General features: G+C 64.6%; 13 protein-coding genes. 10 read left to right on the top strand and 3 right to left on the bottom strand.

All coding sequences use genetic code 11. From position 1 onward, the window contains the following. The first annotated feature begins 12 nt into the window (after positions 1–12). Entirely contained in the window at positions 13–915 is a 903-nt protein-coding gene (gene cysM, locus QCE64_RS09345) for a cysteine synthase CysM (RefSeq protein WP_309917872.1), read from the top strand. A gap of 77 nt (positions 916–992) precedes the next feature. Here the strand turns inward: cysM and mltB are convergent, their stop codons facing one another. Then, positions 993–2,165 carry a lytic murein transglycosylase B gene (gene mltB, locus QCE64_RS09340; protein ID WP_310003532.1) on the bottom strand — a complete coding sequence of 391 codons (1,173 nt, stop codon included), beginning with the start codon at positions 2,163–2,165 and terminating at the stop codon, positions 993–995. A gap of 385 nt (positions 2,166–2,550) precedes the next feature. Here mltB and QCE64_RS09335 point away from each other — a divergent pair, with 385 nt between their 5' ends. Further along, on the top strand, positions 2,551–3,474 hold the full coding sequence (locus tag QCE64_RS09335; RefSeq protein ID WP_309917866.1) for a histone deacetylase family protein: 924 nt from the start codon (positions 2,551–2,553) through the stop codon (positions 3,472–3,474). On the opposite strand, the gene QCE64_RS09330 is transcribed toward QCE64_RS09335, so the two are convergent. Continuing rightward, positions 3,471–4,337, bottom strand: coding sequence for an alpha/beta hydrolase (locus QCE64_RS09330; RefSeq protein ID WP_310003530.1), 867 nt, complete (start codon positions 4,335–4,337; stop codon positions 3,471–3,473). The genes QCE64_RS09335 and QCE64_RS09330 overlap by 4 nt on opposite strands. Positions 4,338–4,533: 196 nt before the next feature. Here QCE64_RS09330 and QCE64_RS09325 point away from each other — a divergent pair, with 196 nt between their 5' ends. The 6 genes from QCE64_RS09325 (at position 4,534) to QCE64_RS09300 (ending at position 10,808) form a co-directional block, all read left to right on the top strand. Beyond that, positions 4,534–5,568: a methionine ABC transporter ATP-binding protein gene (locus QCE64_RS09325; protein WP_310003529.1), complete on the top strand. Its 1,035-nt coding sequence runs from the start codon at positions 4,534–4,536 to the stop codon at positions 5,566–5,568. Continuing rightward, entirely contained in the window at positions 5,558–6,211 is a 654-nt protein-coding gene (locus tag QCE64_RS09320) for a methionine ABC transporter permease (RefSeq protein ID WP_309809278.1), read from the top strand. The genes QCE64_RS09325 and QCE64_RS09320 overlap by 11 nt, the downstream gene beginning before the upstream one ends. Positions 6,212–6,245: 34 nt before the next feature. Further along, positions 6,246–7,037 carry a MetQ/NlpA family ABC transporter substrate-binding protein gene (locus QCE64_RS09315; protein ID WP_310003527.1) on the top strand — a complete coding sequence of 264 codons (792 nt, stop codon included), beginning with the start codon at positions 6,246–6,248 and terminating at the stop codon, positions 7,035–7,037. 179 nt (positions 7,038–7,216) lie between these two features. Next, positions 7,217–7,966: an electron transfer flavoprotein subunit beta/FixA family protein gene (locus tag QCE64_RS09310; RefSeq protein WP_309809274.1), complete on the top strand. Its 750-nt coding sequence runs from the start codon at positions 7,217–7,219 to the stop codon at positions 7,964–7,966. Between the two features lie 15 nt (positions 7,967–7,981). Beyond that, the gene (locus tag QCE64_RS09305; protein ID WP_309809272.1) at positions 7,982–8,917 is read left to right on the top strand and encodes an FAD-binding protein; all 936 of its coding nucleotides are present in this window, start codon (positions 7,982–7,984) and stop codon (positions 8,915–8,917) included. 100 nt (positions 8,918–9,017) lie between these two features. Then, complete coding sequence (locus tag QCE64_RS09300) at positions 9,018–10,808, top strand: acyl-CoA dehydrogenase (RefSeq protein WP_309917554.1); 1,791 nt, start codon at positions 9,018–9,020, stop codon at positions 10,806–10,808. A 52-nt stretch (positions 10,809–10,860) separates the two neighbouring features. On the opposite strand, the gene QCE64_RS09295 is transcribed toward QCE64_RS09300, so the two are convergent. Next, on the bottom strand, positions 10,861–12,153 hold the full coding sequence (locus tag QCE64_RS09295; protein WP_309917551.1) for a D-amino acid dehydrogenase: 1,293 nt from the start codon (positions 12,151–12,153) through the stop codon (positions 10,861–10,863). A gap of 152 nt (positions 12,154–12,305) precedes the next feature. On the opposite strand from QCE64_RS09295, the gene QCE64_RS09290 reads away from it, so the two are divergent. Then, positions 12,306–12,794 carry a winged helix-turn-helix transcriptional regulator gene (locus QCE64_RS09290; RefSeq protein ID WP_309809267.1) on the top strand — a complete coding sequence of 163 codons (489 nt, stop codon included), beginning with the start codon at positions 12,306–12,308 and terminating at the stop codon, positions 12,792–12,794. Between the two features lie 66 nt (positions 12,795–12,860). After that, complete coding sequence (locus QCE64_RS09285; protein WP_310003525.1) at positions 12,861–14,003, top strand: PA0069 family radical SAM protein; 1,143 nt, start codon at positions 12,861–12,863, stop codon at positions 14,001–14,003. Positions 14,004–14,005 lie beyond the last annotated feature (2 nt).

Here is a 14,005-nt window from a genome sequence, read left to right as displayed (position 1 = left end):
TCCGCTCCGCATATGGCTTACATGACTATCGAAGACACGATCGGCAACACGCCGCTCGTGCAGCTCGTCCGCGTCGTGGACGATGAAATCCGCAGCCGCAACAATGTCGTGCTGGGCAAGCTCGAAGGCAACAATCCGGCGGGTTCGGTGAAGGACCGTCCGGCTGCGTCGATGATCCGCAAGGCCGAGGAACGCGGCCGCATCAAGCCGGGCGACACGCTGATCGAAGCCACGAGCGGCAACACCGGCATCGCGCTGGCCATGGCCGCCGCCATGCGCGGCTACAAGATGGTGCTGCTGATGCCCGAGGATCTCTCGGTGGAACGTCGTCAGAGCATGGCGGCGTATGGCGCCGAGATCATCCTGACGCCGGTGAAGGGCGGCATGGAATACGCACGCGACCTCGCCGACCAGATGCAGCGCGACGGCCGCGGCATCATCCTCGACCAGTTCGCGAATCCGGACAACCCGCTCGCGCACTACGAAGCCACGGGCCCGGAACTCTGGAAGCAGACCGAAGGACGCATTACGCACTTCGTGTCGTCCATGGGCACGACCGGCACGATCATGGGCGTGTCGAAGTATCTGAAGGAGCAGAACGAGAAGATCGAGATCATCGGCGCGCAGCCGGAAGAGGGCTCGCGTATTCCGGGCATTCGCAAGTGGCCGGAAGCGTATCTGCCGAAGATCTTCGATCGCAGCCGCGTGGATCGCGTCGAGAACGTGAGCCAGGCCGCGTCGGAAGCCATGGCGCGGCGCCTCGCTTCCGTCGAAGGCATCTTCGCGGGTATTTCTTCGGGAGGCGCGTGTGAAGTCGCGCTGCGTATCGCGCGTCAGGTCGAGAACGCGACCATCGTGTTCATCGTCTGCGATCGCGGCGACCGGTATCTGTCGACGGGCGTGTTTCCCGCTTAAGGTCCAGACGGTTTGTAGCGCTCAATGAGAAAACCCCGGCGTGCCGGGGTTTTCTTTATGTTCGAGCGAACCGCGCGCTATTGTGAATTCGCGCCCGTATCGCCCGCGATCATGCGCGCCTTCACCGCCTCGCCCAGCTGATACACCGCAAGCGCGTAGAAAAAGCTGCGGTTGTAGCGCGTCAGCACATAGAAGTTCTTCAGCCCGAGCGTGTACTCCGTCGCGCGCCCCGGCGTGGGCAGATCGACGACCGTGAGCGGCGTGGCAGCTTCGGCCGCGAGATTCAGGCCCGGCTCGTTGAGCAGCATGCCGGCCTTGGTCAGCTGCGCGAGCGACCACTTCGGCTCCGGCGATCCATCCGCCGCCGCCTGGGCAATGCCCTGGCTGCCTTCGTCGCCGGCAATGCGCCACACCACCGGACGGCCCGCTTCCCAGCCGTTCTGCTTCAGATAATTCGCGACACTGCCGATGGCATCCGCCGGACTCGTGCGCAGGTCGATGCGGCTGTTGCCGTCGTAGTCCACCGCGTACTGCACGATGCTGCTCGGCAGGAACTGCGGAATGCCGATCGCGCCCGTGTAGGAGCCGAGCACCGTGGTCGGATGAATCTGCGAATCGCGCGTCCACACGAGCAGGTCTTCGAGGTTCTTGCGGAAGGTCGCCATGCGCTCGGCGCGGTTCGGCGTGTTCGGGTAATCGAAGGTGAGCGTGGTCAGCGCGTCGAGCGCGCGGAAGTTGCCCATGTAACGGCCGTAGATCGTCTCCACGCCGATGATGCCCACAATGATCTCCGGCGGCACCCCGAACTGCTCGGCGGCGCGCTTGAGCGTCGCCTGATTGGCGCGCCAGAACTTCACGCCCGCATTGATGCGCACCGGCTCGATGAAGCGCGCCTGGTACGCGCGCCAGTTCTTGGTCGCGGGCGTGGGCGAGGGCAGCACCAGCTTCGCCGCCGTGGCCGAATAGCTGACGCGCGCGAACAGGTCGTGCAGCGCGGAGGAGTCGAAGTCGTAGCGCGCCACCATGTCGTTGATGAACGCCTCGACATTCGGATTGTTCGCGTAACGCTGCGGCACGATCTCTTCTTCGAACATCTGGCCTTGCGGCGTCGCGGTCTGGGGTTGCTGGGACTGGGCGACGGCGCCGGTTGCGCCGAGGCAGCCGAGCGCGCAGACGAGTGCAGCGAGGAACGCGCGTGGAGTCGGCTTGAACGGGGCCGCGAGGTCGGACGGAGCAAACTGAAAAGTCATGGTGTGCGTGGTTGGGGCGGTTGGAGCGATGCCGGATGTTCGGACGGCACGACGCTCGTGGAGCCGGTCTCGAGTGGGCCTTGATTCTGCCGCGGTGCTTCGGTGCTTCAGATAGCTCGAGCCGGCCTTTGATCTGGATCGACCGGGGTCGATCCGCAACGATTCTCAACGGGACGCAACGGCCTGCGACGGGCCGCGCGCAGTGGCACGGCCGGCAAGGCGTCGGGGCAGTATAACCGACGCCTCGCGCCCGTACCGGCCAAGTCCGCGGGCGCGGCCGTCATCGGGAACGCTGTGGTAACTTAGCGTCAAAGGCGCGGCCCGAGGTCGTGTATGACGAAAAAAGACGAGACGAGAGCCGACGAAAGCGGCATTGCGAGACATCATGGCGACCGGCTTCTACTCCCACCCCGACTGCCTCCAGCACGACAACGGCCAATGGCATCCCGAATGCCCGGCACGCTTGCAGGCCATTGAAGATCAACTGATCGCGAGCCGCATCGACGCGCTGATCGAACGCGAGGAAGCCCCGCTCGCCGACGAAGCCGAACTTGCGCGCGTGCATACGCAGGCGCATATCGACTACATCAAGAGCCGCACGCCCGAGCACGGACGCAGCGAACTGGACCCCGATACCTCGATGTGCCCCGCGTCCTATCAGGCCGCGTTGCGCGCGGCGGGCGCGGCGGTCGCGGCCACCGATGCCGTCATCGAAGGACGCTATGACAACGCGTTCTGCAGCGTGCGTCCGCCGGGCCATCATGCGGAGCCCGCGCGCGCGATGGGCTTTTGTCTCTTCAACAACGTCGCGATCGCGGCGCGGCATGCGCTCGAGGTGCATGGCCTGCAGCGCGTCGCCATCGTCGATTTCGACGTGCATCACGGCAACGGCACCGAAGCCGCCTTCAGCGGCGACCCGCGCGTGCTGATGTGCAGCTTCTTCCAGCATCCGTTCTATCCGTTCAGCGGCGCCGGCAATCATGCGGACAACATGGTCAACGTGCCGCTCGCCGCGCGCACCAAGGGCATGGAAGTGCGCGAAGTGGTCGACATGCTGTGGCTGCCGCGGCTCGAGGCATTCAAGCCGCAGATGATCTTCTTCTCCGCCGGGTTCGACGCCCATCGCGAAGACGACATGGCCAACATGGGCCTCGTCGAGGACGACTACGCGTGGATCACCGAGCAGATCCGCCGGGTGGCTCAACGTCACGCGCAAGGGCGTATCGTCAGTTGCCTGGAAGGCGGCTACAACCTCTCGGCGCTCGGCCGCAGCGTGGTCGCGCATCTGCGCGCGCTCGCGGAGATCTAGCCGGACGCATGCGTGCGCGCATGCTCGGCGCGCACGAGGATCCAGTCGATGAGTTCACGGATCACGCGATCCCGATCCAGGTCGTTGAGCGTCTCGTGCGCGCCGTCCTGAACCATCGCGAGGGTGCTGTCGGTCGAGCCGACGTGCGCTTCGAATTCACGGCTGCCGGCGGGATCGCAGATGGCGTCGGCGGTGCCGTGGAAGATCCGCAGCGGCAACTCGAGCGTCGCGCGCTGCGCCGCCACGCGCTCCATGCCGGCGAGAATCTGTGCGGCCGTGCGCGTGGGCACCGGACCGTGATGCACGAGCGGATCACGCTGATACGCGCTCACCACACCGCTTGCACGCGACAGCAACGCAGGGTCGATGCTGAACGCGGCCATGCGCGGTGCGATCAGCCCTGCCAGCCGGCTTAGTGCGAGCTTCCAGCGCGGCGTGCCCGGCCCCGGCTTCAGCGCAGGACTCGACAAGATCAGCCCAGCCAGCTTCCTTTCCGGCGCGCGCTCGATCGCATACAGCGCCGCAATCGTTCCGCCCATGCTGTGGCCCATCAGGAAGAGCGGCGTGGCGGCGGGCGGCGTCGCGGCGCAGGCTTCGAGCAGCACGTCGGTATCGCGCAGATAGTCGTTGAAGACGCGCACCTGCACGCGCGGCCCCGACGACTTGCCGTGCCCGCGCAAATCGACCGCAATCAATTCGATGGCCGCCGCATTCAGCGCGAGCGCCAGCGCGTCATAGCGGCCCGCGTGCTCGCCCAGGCCATGCACGAGCGCCACGCGCGCAAGCACCGCCTGCGTCTCGCCGTCCCGCGCCGGTTGCCAGCGATGCAGCAGCAAATCGACGCCGTGGCGCGTCGTAACCATGCTTGTCGAGTAGAGCGTGCGTGCCTTGCCTGTCATTTCGATGAGTTATTAGGTGATCTGAAATCATTATTAAACAGAATGAAGCCGGTCCTGTAAAATCGCGGGCGAACAGGACAAAACCAGCTTCAGCTTCATCAAGCGGCGGCGGCTGCGCGGGTGCATGCACCTGGCGAGGCCTTCCGCCGTTTGCATTTCCATGATCGAAATTCACAATCTCTCACAACGTTTCGCCGGGCCCCGGGGCTGGGTCGAGGCGTTGCACAACGTCAATCTGACGATTCCCGCCGGCGAAGTCTTCGGCATCATCGGGCGCAGCGGCGCCGGCAAGAGCACGCTGGTGCGCACCATCAACCTGCTGACGCGGCCGAGCGAAGGCAGCGTCGTGGTGGGCGGCCGCGACCTCATGACGCTCTCGCGCGACGACCTGCGGGCCGCGCGCCGCGACATCGGCATGATCTTCCAGCATTTCAACCTGCTCAGTTCGCGCACCGTGTACGGCAACGTCGCGCTGCCGCTCGAACTCGCCGGCAAGAAGCGCGACGAGATCGAAGCCGCCGTGCTGCCGCTGCTCGAACTGGTCGGCCTGACGCAGCACAAGGACAAATATCCCGCGCAGATCAGCGGCGGCCAGAAGCAGCGTGTGGGCATCGCGCGGGCGCTGGCGAGCAAGCCGAAGGTGCTGCTTTCGGACGAGGCCACCTCCGCGCTCGATCCCGAAACCACACGCGCCATTCTCGACCTGCTGCGCCGGATCAATCGCGAACTCGGCCTGACCATCGTGCTCATCACGCACCAGATGGAAGTGATCAAGCAGGTGTGCGACCGCGTCGCGGTGCTGGAGGCGGGGCGCGTGGTGGAAGAGGGCAAGGTCGTCGATGTCTTCATGCGGCCGCATCACGAAGTGACGCGCGCATTGATCGGCGATGTCATCGCGCACGAACTGCCGCCGGCGCTGAGGGCCCGCGTGAGCGAGCGCCTCAAGACCGGCAGCGGACATCTGCTGCGGCTCGCGTTCACGGGCTCAGGCGTCGATCAGCCGATTCTCTCCGAGACCATCCGCCGCTACGAGCTCGATTTCAACATCCTGCATGGCCAGATCGATGAGATCCAGGGCCAGGCGTTCGGCTCGCTCGCGGTGCTGGCGGGCGGGCAACCGGTGAAGGTCGCGGAAGCGATCGACTATCTGCGCTCGCAGGGCGTCGTGGTGGAGGAGTTGTCCCATGTTGAGTGAGATGTTCGACATGTTCGTGCAGTCGTTCTGGGAAACGCTGGTCATGGTCGGCATCTCGGGACTCGTGGGCGCGGCCGTGGGCTTGCCGCTTGGCGTGCTGCTCTATCTGACCGACCGCGACAGCGTGCTGCCCAATATCGCGGTGAACCGCGTGCTCGGCGGCATCGTCAACGCGGTGCGCTCCACGCCGTTCATCATCCTGCTGGTCGCCGTGATTCCGTTCACGCGCCTGATCGTCGGCTCGTCGATCGGCACGGCGGCCGCCGTCGTGCCGCTGACCATCGCCGCCGCGCCGTTCGTCGCGCGCCTTGTCGAGACGGCGCTGCGCGAAGTGGATCGCGGACTCATCGAAGCCGCGCAGGCCATGGGCGCGTCCACCCGCCAGATCGTCTTCAAGGTGCTGCTGCCGGAATCGCTGCCGGGCGTCGTCGCCGGCCTGACCATCACGTTCGTCTCGCTGGTCGGCTATTCGGCAATGGCGGGCGCGATCGGCGGCGGCGGCCTGGGCGATCTCGGCATCCGCTACGGCTATCAGCGCTTCCTGCCGGAAGTGATGATCACCGTCGTCGTGATTCTCATCGTGTTCGTGCAACTCGTGCAGTCGTTCGGCGACTGGCTCGTGCGGCGCCTCAGCCACAAATAAATCATCCCAAGAAATCATCCCAAGAGACCACACCATGCAACGTCGATTCATCCTGAAGTTCGCCGCCGCGCTCCTGAGCGCATCGCTGTTCAACCTCGCTCACGCTGAAGACGCCATCAAGATGGGCGTGACAGGCGGCCCGCACGCGCAGATCATGGACGTGGTGAAGCAGGTCGCCGCGAAGAACGGCCTCAAGATCACGGTGATCGAATTCTCGGACTACGTGCAGCCGAATGCCGCACTCGCCGCCGGCGATCTCGACGCGAACAGCTACCAGCATCTGCCGTATCTCGACGCGCAAGTGAAGGATCGCGGCTACAAGCTCATCCGGATCGCGGATACGGTGACCTTCCCGATGGGCATCTATTCGAAGAAGCTGAAGTCGCTGGCGGCGCTGCCGAACGGCGCGCGCATCGCGGTGCCGAACGATCCGACCAACGGCGGCCGCGCGCTGCTGCTGCTGCAGAAGCAAGGTCTCATCAAGCTGCGCGCCGACGCGGGCCTGAAGGCCACGCCGCTCGACATCGCGGAGAACCCGAAGAAGCTGAAGATCGTCGAACTGGACGCGGCGCAGATCCCGCGCTCGCTCGACGACGTCGACGCTGCCGCCATCAACACGAACTTCGCGATGGAAGCGGGTCTGAAGCCGAAGTCGGATGCGATTGCCATCGAGGATCCGCACGGCCCGTACGTGAACATCATCGCGATCCGCGCCGCCGACAAGGACAAGCCGTGGGTCGCCAAACTGGTGGCGGCGTATCACTCGCCGGACGTGAAGCAGTTCGTGGAAGGCAAGTACGCGGGTGCGGTCATCACCGCGTGGTAAGCAGCATCAAAAGGTGACGAGTACGGGTTTTCGTGGATGTGAATAGAACGACCGTTCGATAAAAATAGAGAAAATCCTATTGCACGATGACCCGGCCTGCCCGATTGCGGGGAAGTGAGCCGCCGCGTCGCTCGTATAATGACGCTGGGTTGACGTAATCGTAACTTTGGAGCGTGTGGATGAAAATTCTGGTGCCAGTCAAGCGCGTGGTCGACTACAACGTGAAGGTCCGCGTGAAATCGGACAACACGGGCGTCGATATCGCCAACGTGAAGATGTCGATGAACCCGTTCGACGAGATCGCCGTGGAAGAAGCGGTGCGTCTGAGGGAAGCGGGCGTTGCAACCGAAGTGATCGCGGTGTCGTGCGGCGTGACGCAATGTCAGGAAACGCTGCGCACGGCCATGGCAATCGGCGCGGATCGCGGCATTCTGGTCGAATCTGCCGATGAGCTTCAGCCGCTCGCCGTCGCGAAGATCCTGAAAGCGCTGGTCGATCAGGAAAAGCCTGAACTCGTCATTCTCGGCAAGCAGGCCATCGACGACGATTCGAATCAGACCGGCCAGATGCTCGCTGCATTGGCGGGACTGCCGCAAGCGACGTTCGCCTCGAAGGTCGTGATCGCCGATGGCAAAGCCACCGTCTCGCGCGAAGTGGACGGCGGCGCGGAAACGCTGTCGCTGAAGCTGCCGGCCGTCGTGACCACCGACCTGCGTCTCAACGAGCCGCGCTATGTGACGCTGCCGAACATCATGAAGGCGAAGAAGAAGCCGCTCACGACCGTGAAGCCGGCGGATCTCGGCGTGGATGTCGCGCCGCGCCTGAAGACGCTGAAGGTCGTCGAGCCGCCGAAGCGCAGCGCCGGCATCACGGTGCCGGACGTGAAGACGCTGGTCGAGAAGCTGAAGACCGAAGCCAAGGTGCTGTAAAGGAGACGCGAAAAAATGACGATTCTGGTAATTGCGGAACACGACAACGCGTCGATCAAGGCAGCGACGCTCAATACGGTTGCAGCGGCCACGAAGATCGGCGGCGACGTGCATGTGCTGGTCGCGGGTTCGAATGCGCAAGGCGCAGCCGATGCCGCGGCGAAGATCGCAGGCGTAGCCAAGGTGCTGCTCGCCGATGCGCCTCAACTCGCCGACGGCCTTGCGGAAAACGTCGAAGGCACGGTGCTGAACATCGCGAAGGACTATTCGCACATCCTGGCTCCGGCCACGGCCTACGGCAAGAACATCGCGCCGCGGATCGCCGCGCATCTCGACGTCGCGCAGATCAGCGACATCACGGCCGTCGACAGCGCCGACACCTTCGAACGTCCGATCTACGCGGGCAATGCCATCGCGACGGTGCAATCGAGCGATCCGATCAAGGTCATCACGGTGCGCGCAACCGGCTTCGATCCGGTCGCAGCCGAAGGCGGCAGTGCAGCAGTCGAGAAGATCGAAGCCGCCGCCGATGCAGGCATCTCGCAGTTCGTGAGCCGCGAAGTGACGAAGCTGGACCGTCCGGAACTGACGAGCGCGCACATCATCGTGTCGGGCGGCCGTGGTCTCGGCAGCGGCGAGAACTACACGAAGACGCTCGAGCCGCTGGCGGACAAGCTGGGCGCGGCGTTGGGCGCATCGCGCGCGGCGGTCGATGCCGGCTACGTGCCGAACGACTTCCAGGTGGGCCAGACGGGCAAGATCGTCGCGCCGCAGCTGTACGTGGCGGTCGGCATTTCGGGTGCGATCCAGCACTTGGCGGGCATGAAGGACAGCAAGGTGATCGTCGCGATCAACAAGGACGCGGAAGCGCCGATCTTCAGCGTGGCCGATTACGGTCTCGTCGGCGATCTGTTCGCGGTCGTGCCGGAGCTGGTGAAAGAGCTGGGCTGAAGCCGCGCCGGGTGAATCGCATTCGCCATGACACGAACGAGGGCGCGACGGATGTTGCGCCCTTTTTTTCGGCTATCCAGGTAAGGGAGGAGACAGGACGATGAGCTACCACGCCCCGCTCAAGGACATGTTGTTCGTGATGAAGGAGCTGGCCGATATCGACGGCATCGCCGCGCTGCCCGGTCACGAGGACGCAGGCTTCGAGACCGCGCAGGCGGTCGTCGAGGAAGCGGCGCGCTTCTGCGGCGAAGTGATTGCACCGCTGAACGTCGCGGGCGACCGGGAACCCAGCGCGTGGGCCAACGGCGAAGTCACCACGACGCCCGGTTTCAAGCAGGCCTTCCGGCAGTTCGCGGAGGGCGGCTGGCAGGGCGTCGTGCATCCGGCGGATTTCGGCGGACAGGGCTTGCCGAAGCTGATCGCGACGCCGTGCATCGAGATGCTCAACTCGGCGAATCTCTCCTTCGCGCTGTGTCCGCTCCTGACCGATGGCGCCATCGAAGCATTGCTCACGGCCGGCAGCGACGCACAGAAGGCGCGCTATCTGCCGAAGTTCATCTCGGGCGAATGGACCGGCACGATGAACCTGACCGAGCCGCAGGCCGGTTCCGATCTCGCGCTGGTGCGCACGCGTGCCGAACCGCAGGGCGACGGCACCTACAAGCTGTCCGGCACGAAGATCTTCATCACGTACGGCGAGCACGATATGGCGGAGAACATCGTGCATCTGGTGCTCGCGCGCACGCCTGACGCGCCCGAAGGCGTGAAGGGCATCTCGCTGTTCCTCGTGCCGAAGTTCCTCGTCAACGACGACGGCTCGCTGGGCGCGCGCAACGACGTGCACTGTGTGTCGATCGAACACAAGCTGGGCATCAAGGCGAGCCCGACCGCCGTGCTGCAATACGGCGATCACGGCGGGGCGGTGGGCTATCTGATCGGCGAGGAGAATCGTGGCCTCGAGTACATGTTCATCATGATGAACGCGGCGCGTTTTGCCGTGGGCATGCAGGGCATCGCGGTGGCGGAACGCGCCTACCAGCAGGCCGTGGCCTATGCGAAGGAACGCGTGCAGAGCCGTCCGGTCGACGGCAGCGCGAAGGACCCCGTGACCATCATTCATCATCCGGACGTGCGCCGCATGCTCTCGACGATGCGCGCCTATACCGAAGGCGCCCGCGCGCTCGCGTATGTGGCGGCGTCGCACAGCGACCTGGCCCACGCTCACGCCGACGACGACGCGCGCCAGAGCCATCAGGCCATCTACGAGTATCTCGTGCCGATCGTGAAGGGGTTCAGCACGGAGATGTCCGTCGATGTCGCGAGCCTCGGTGTGCAGGTACATGGCGGCATGGGCTTCATCGAGGAGACGGGCGCGGCGCAGCATTATCGCGATGCCCGCATCCTGCCGATCTACGAAGGCACGACCGCGATCCAGGCGAACGATCTGGTTGGCCGCAAGACCGTGCGCGACGGCGGCCGCACCGCGCAGGCGCTGCTCGCACAGATCGACCAGACCATCGCGGCGCTCGCCGAGATCGAAGGCCAGCCGTTCACGTCGATGCATCGGCATCTGAGCGCGGGATCGCTGTCGCTGGCGCGCGCGATCGAGTTCGTCATCGCGAAGTTCAAGAGCGATCCGAACGCGGTGTTCGCGGGCAGCGTGCCGTATCTGCGGCTGGCGGGCGTCGTGCTGTGCGGATGGCAGATGGCGCGCGCGATGCTCGTCTCCCACGCGAAGCGCCCGGAGGACGAACGCTTTCATACGGCGAAGATTGCGACGGCGGAATTTTTCGCGGAGCATATCCTGTCGCTGGCGCCGGGCATCGAGGCGTCAATCGTCAGCGCGAATGGCCGCGAAGGCGTGCTGGCCTTGAGCGAAGACCAGTTCTAGCAAGACAAACGGCGCCGTGAAAGGCGCCGTTTGTGTCTGGTGCCTGGAAAGCTCAGGCGTTCGCGTAGCCCGGGCGGCCGTTCACGCCGACGTTGCCTTCATAGCGATGCACCGAAAGATCGTCGGCACGGATGGCAGGCTGCTTGCCCGACATCAGGTCCGCCAGCAACTGGCCCGAACCGCACGACATCGTCCAGCCAAGCGTGCCGTGCCCCGTGTTGAGGAACAGGTTCGGCATGCGCGTGCGGCCGACGATCGGCGTGCCGTCCGGCGTCATCGGGCGCAGGCCGGTCCAGAAGCTGGCCTTCGCGGTATCGCCGCCGCCGGGGAACAGGTCGTTCACGCACATTTCCAGCGTTTCGCGGCGCGCCTGCTTCAGTTCCTTGCTGAACCCGACAATCTCCGCCATGCCGCCTACGCGGATACGGTCGTCGAAACGCGTGATGGCGATCTTGTAGGTTTCGTCGAGCACCGTGGAAACCGGCGCACGCCCGGCATCGACGATCGGCGCCGTGAGCGAATAGCCCTTCAGCGGATAGACCGGAATCTTCACGATATCGCGCAGCAGCTTCGGCGAATAGGAGCCCAGCGCGACGACGTACGAATCCGCCGTCACCCGTTCCTGACCGCACTGCACGCCCGCGATTCGGCCGTTGGCGACGAGCAGCGCATCGATGGACGTGTTGTAGCGGAACTTGACGCCGAGCGCCTCGGCCATCGCGGCGAGACGCGTCGTGAACATCTGGCAGTCGCCGGTTTCATCGTTCGGCAGGCGCAGCCCGCCCGTCAGCTTGTGCGACACGGCGGCGAGCGCCGGCTCGGCCTGCTTCAGTTCGTTCGCGGTCAGCAATTCGAACGGCACGTTGGCTTCCTTCAGCACGTCGATGTCCTTGCCGGCGCCATCGAACTGTTGCTGCGAGCGGAACAGTTGCAGCGTGCCGCCGGTGCGCCCTTCGTACTGGATGCCGGTGTCGGCGCGCAGCGCCTGCAGGCAGTCACGGCTGTATTCGGCGAGGCGCACCATGCGGCCCTTGTTGACCGTATAGCGATCCTGCGTGCAGTTGCGCAGCATCTGCCACATCCATTGCAGCTGGTTCATCGTGCCGTCGAGCCGGATGGCGAGCGGCGCGTGCTTCTCGAACATCCATTTCACCGCCTTGAGCGGCACGCCCGGCGCGGCCCACGGCGAGGCATAACCCGGCGAGATCTGTCCGGCGTTCGCGAAACTCGTTTCGAGCGCGGGGCCTGCTTCGCGGTCGATGACCGTGACGTCGTGGCCCGCGCGTGCGAGGTAATAGGCGCTCGTCACGCCAACGACGCCGCTTCCGAGAATAACGATTCGCATGAAAACTCCGACCCGATTCGGTGACGCTTCCGAATGCGCGTGCTTTAAGTGGATCGACGCGGCAATCTGAAGCTCGTATAGTGTTATCGACTATGGTATGGACATCGAGGCAGTTTTAGTTATTGTATTTGGACGGTTTTCAGGAAAAAGACATGAGAACGCAACGAAATCCCGTCCGCACCCTCGACAAGCTCGACCGCAAGATCCTGAACATTCTTCAGGAGGACGGCCGTATCGCGATGAAGGACCTGGCGGAGCGTGTGGGACTCTCGGTGACGCCGTGCATCGAGCGCGTCAAGCGCATGGAGCGCGACGGCGTCATCACGGGCTACTACGCACGCGTGAATCCCACCGAACTGGGCGCGGCGCTGCTGGTGTTTGTGGAAATCACGCTCGATCACAAGAGCGGCAACATGTTCGAGCAGTTTCGCCGCGAGGTGCAGAAGATTCCCGAGGTGCTCGAGTGCCATCTCGTTTCCGGCGACTTCGACTATCTGATCAAGGCGCGCATCGGCGAAATGGCCGACTACCGCAAGCTGCTCGGCGACATCCTGCTGCAACTGCCGGGCGCGGTGCAGTCGAAAAGCTACGTGGTGATGGAGGAGATCAAGGAGACGCTGAAGATTCTCGTCGAGGTGTGATTCTTAGCTTGCGTTGCCGTCCGACTACTGTATATTTGTACAGTATTGTCTGATGGGTTTGCTGCAATGGCTTCGCCTGACCGTGAATATCCTGTCGCGCCGCCCGCGCCGCTGAAAGGGCGCGGTGCGGTCACGAATCTCCAGGGGCGCTACGAGAAGGACGAGCGCGAGAGCGTCGACGACGGCTGGCTGCATACGGCCGAAGGCGAGGAAGAGGGCGCGCGGCCGCTGCGCACGCAGATCTTCGAAGAGCGCGCGAAAAGCATCCTCACGCGCAACAGCTCGCCGGACATCCCGTTTTCAGTCTCGCTCAACCCGTATCGGGGCTGCGAGCACGGCTGCATCTACTGTTTTGCGCGGCCGACGCACAGCTATCTCGGGCTGTCGCCAGGACTCGATTTCGAGAGCCGCATCTACGCCAAGGTCAACGCGCCCGAACTGCTCAAGCGCGAACTCGCGAAGTCGAATTACGAGCCCGAGCCCATTGCGCTCGGCGTGAACACGGACGCGTATCAGCCCGTCGAGCGCGACCTGCGGCTGACGCGCCGCGTGATCGAGGTGCTGCACGACTGCGGCCATCCGTTCGCTGCCATCACGAAGAATTCGCTGATCGAGCGTGACATCGACCTGCTAGCGTCCATGGCGCAGCGCGGGCAATTCATGGCCGCCGTTACCATCACGACACTGGACGCGGATATCGCGCGCACGCTGGAGCCGCGTGCATCGACGCCTTCACGGCGTCTGCGCACGGTGCGCACGCTCGCGGATGCGGGCATTCCGGTGGGCGTCAGCATCGCGCCGGTGATTCCGTTCGTCACGGAGCCGGATCTGGAGCGGGTGCTGGAAGCTTGTGCGGAGGCGGGTGCGACGAGCGCGAGCTACATCGTGCTGCGCTTGCCGTGGGAAGTCGCGCCGCTGTTCAAGGACTGGCTGGCCGCGCACTTTCCGGATCGCGCGGACCGCGTGATGAGCCGCGTGCGCGACATGCGCGGCGGCAAGGACTACGACGCGAATTTTTCGACGCGCATGAAAGGCGAGGGTCTGTGGGCCGACATGCTGCGGCAACGCTTTCGCCAGGCAACCCGGCGGCTTGGACTGAACGCACGGCAGCGCGGCATTCTGGATATGTCCGAGTTCCAGCGCCCGGAGAAACCGGCTGCCGCAAAGGCGGCAGCGCCGCCGCCGAATCCGCAGCTCGACCTGTTCTAGCG

This window comes from Caballeronia sp. LZ043 (assembly GCF_031451075.1).
In the GTDB taxonomy this organism is placed as follows: Bacteria; Pseudomonadota; Gammaproteobacteria; order Burkholderiales; family Burkholderiaceae; genus Caballeronia.
The sequence above is the reverse complement of the archived record's forward strand: the minus strand, read 5'-3'. Positions and strand labels throughout refer to the sequence as shown.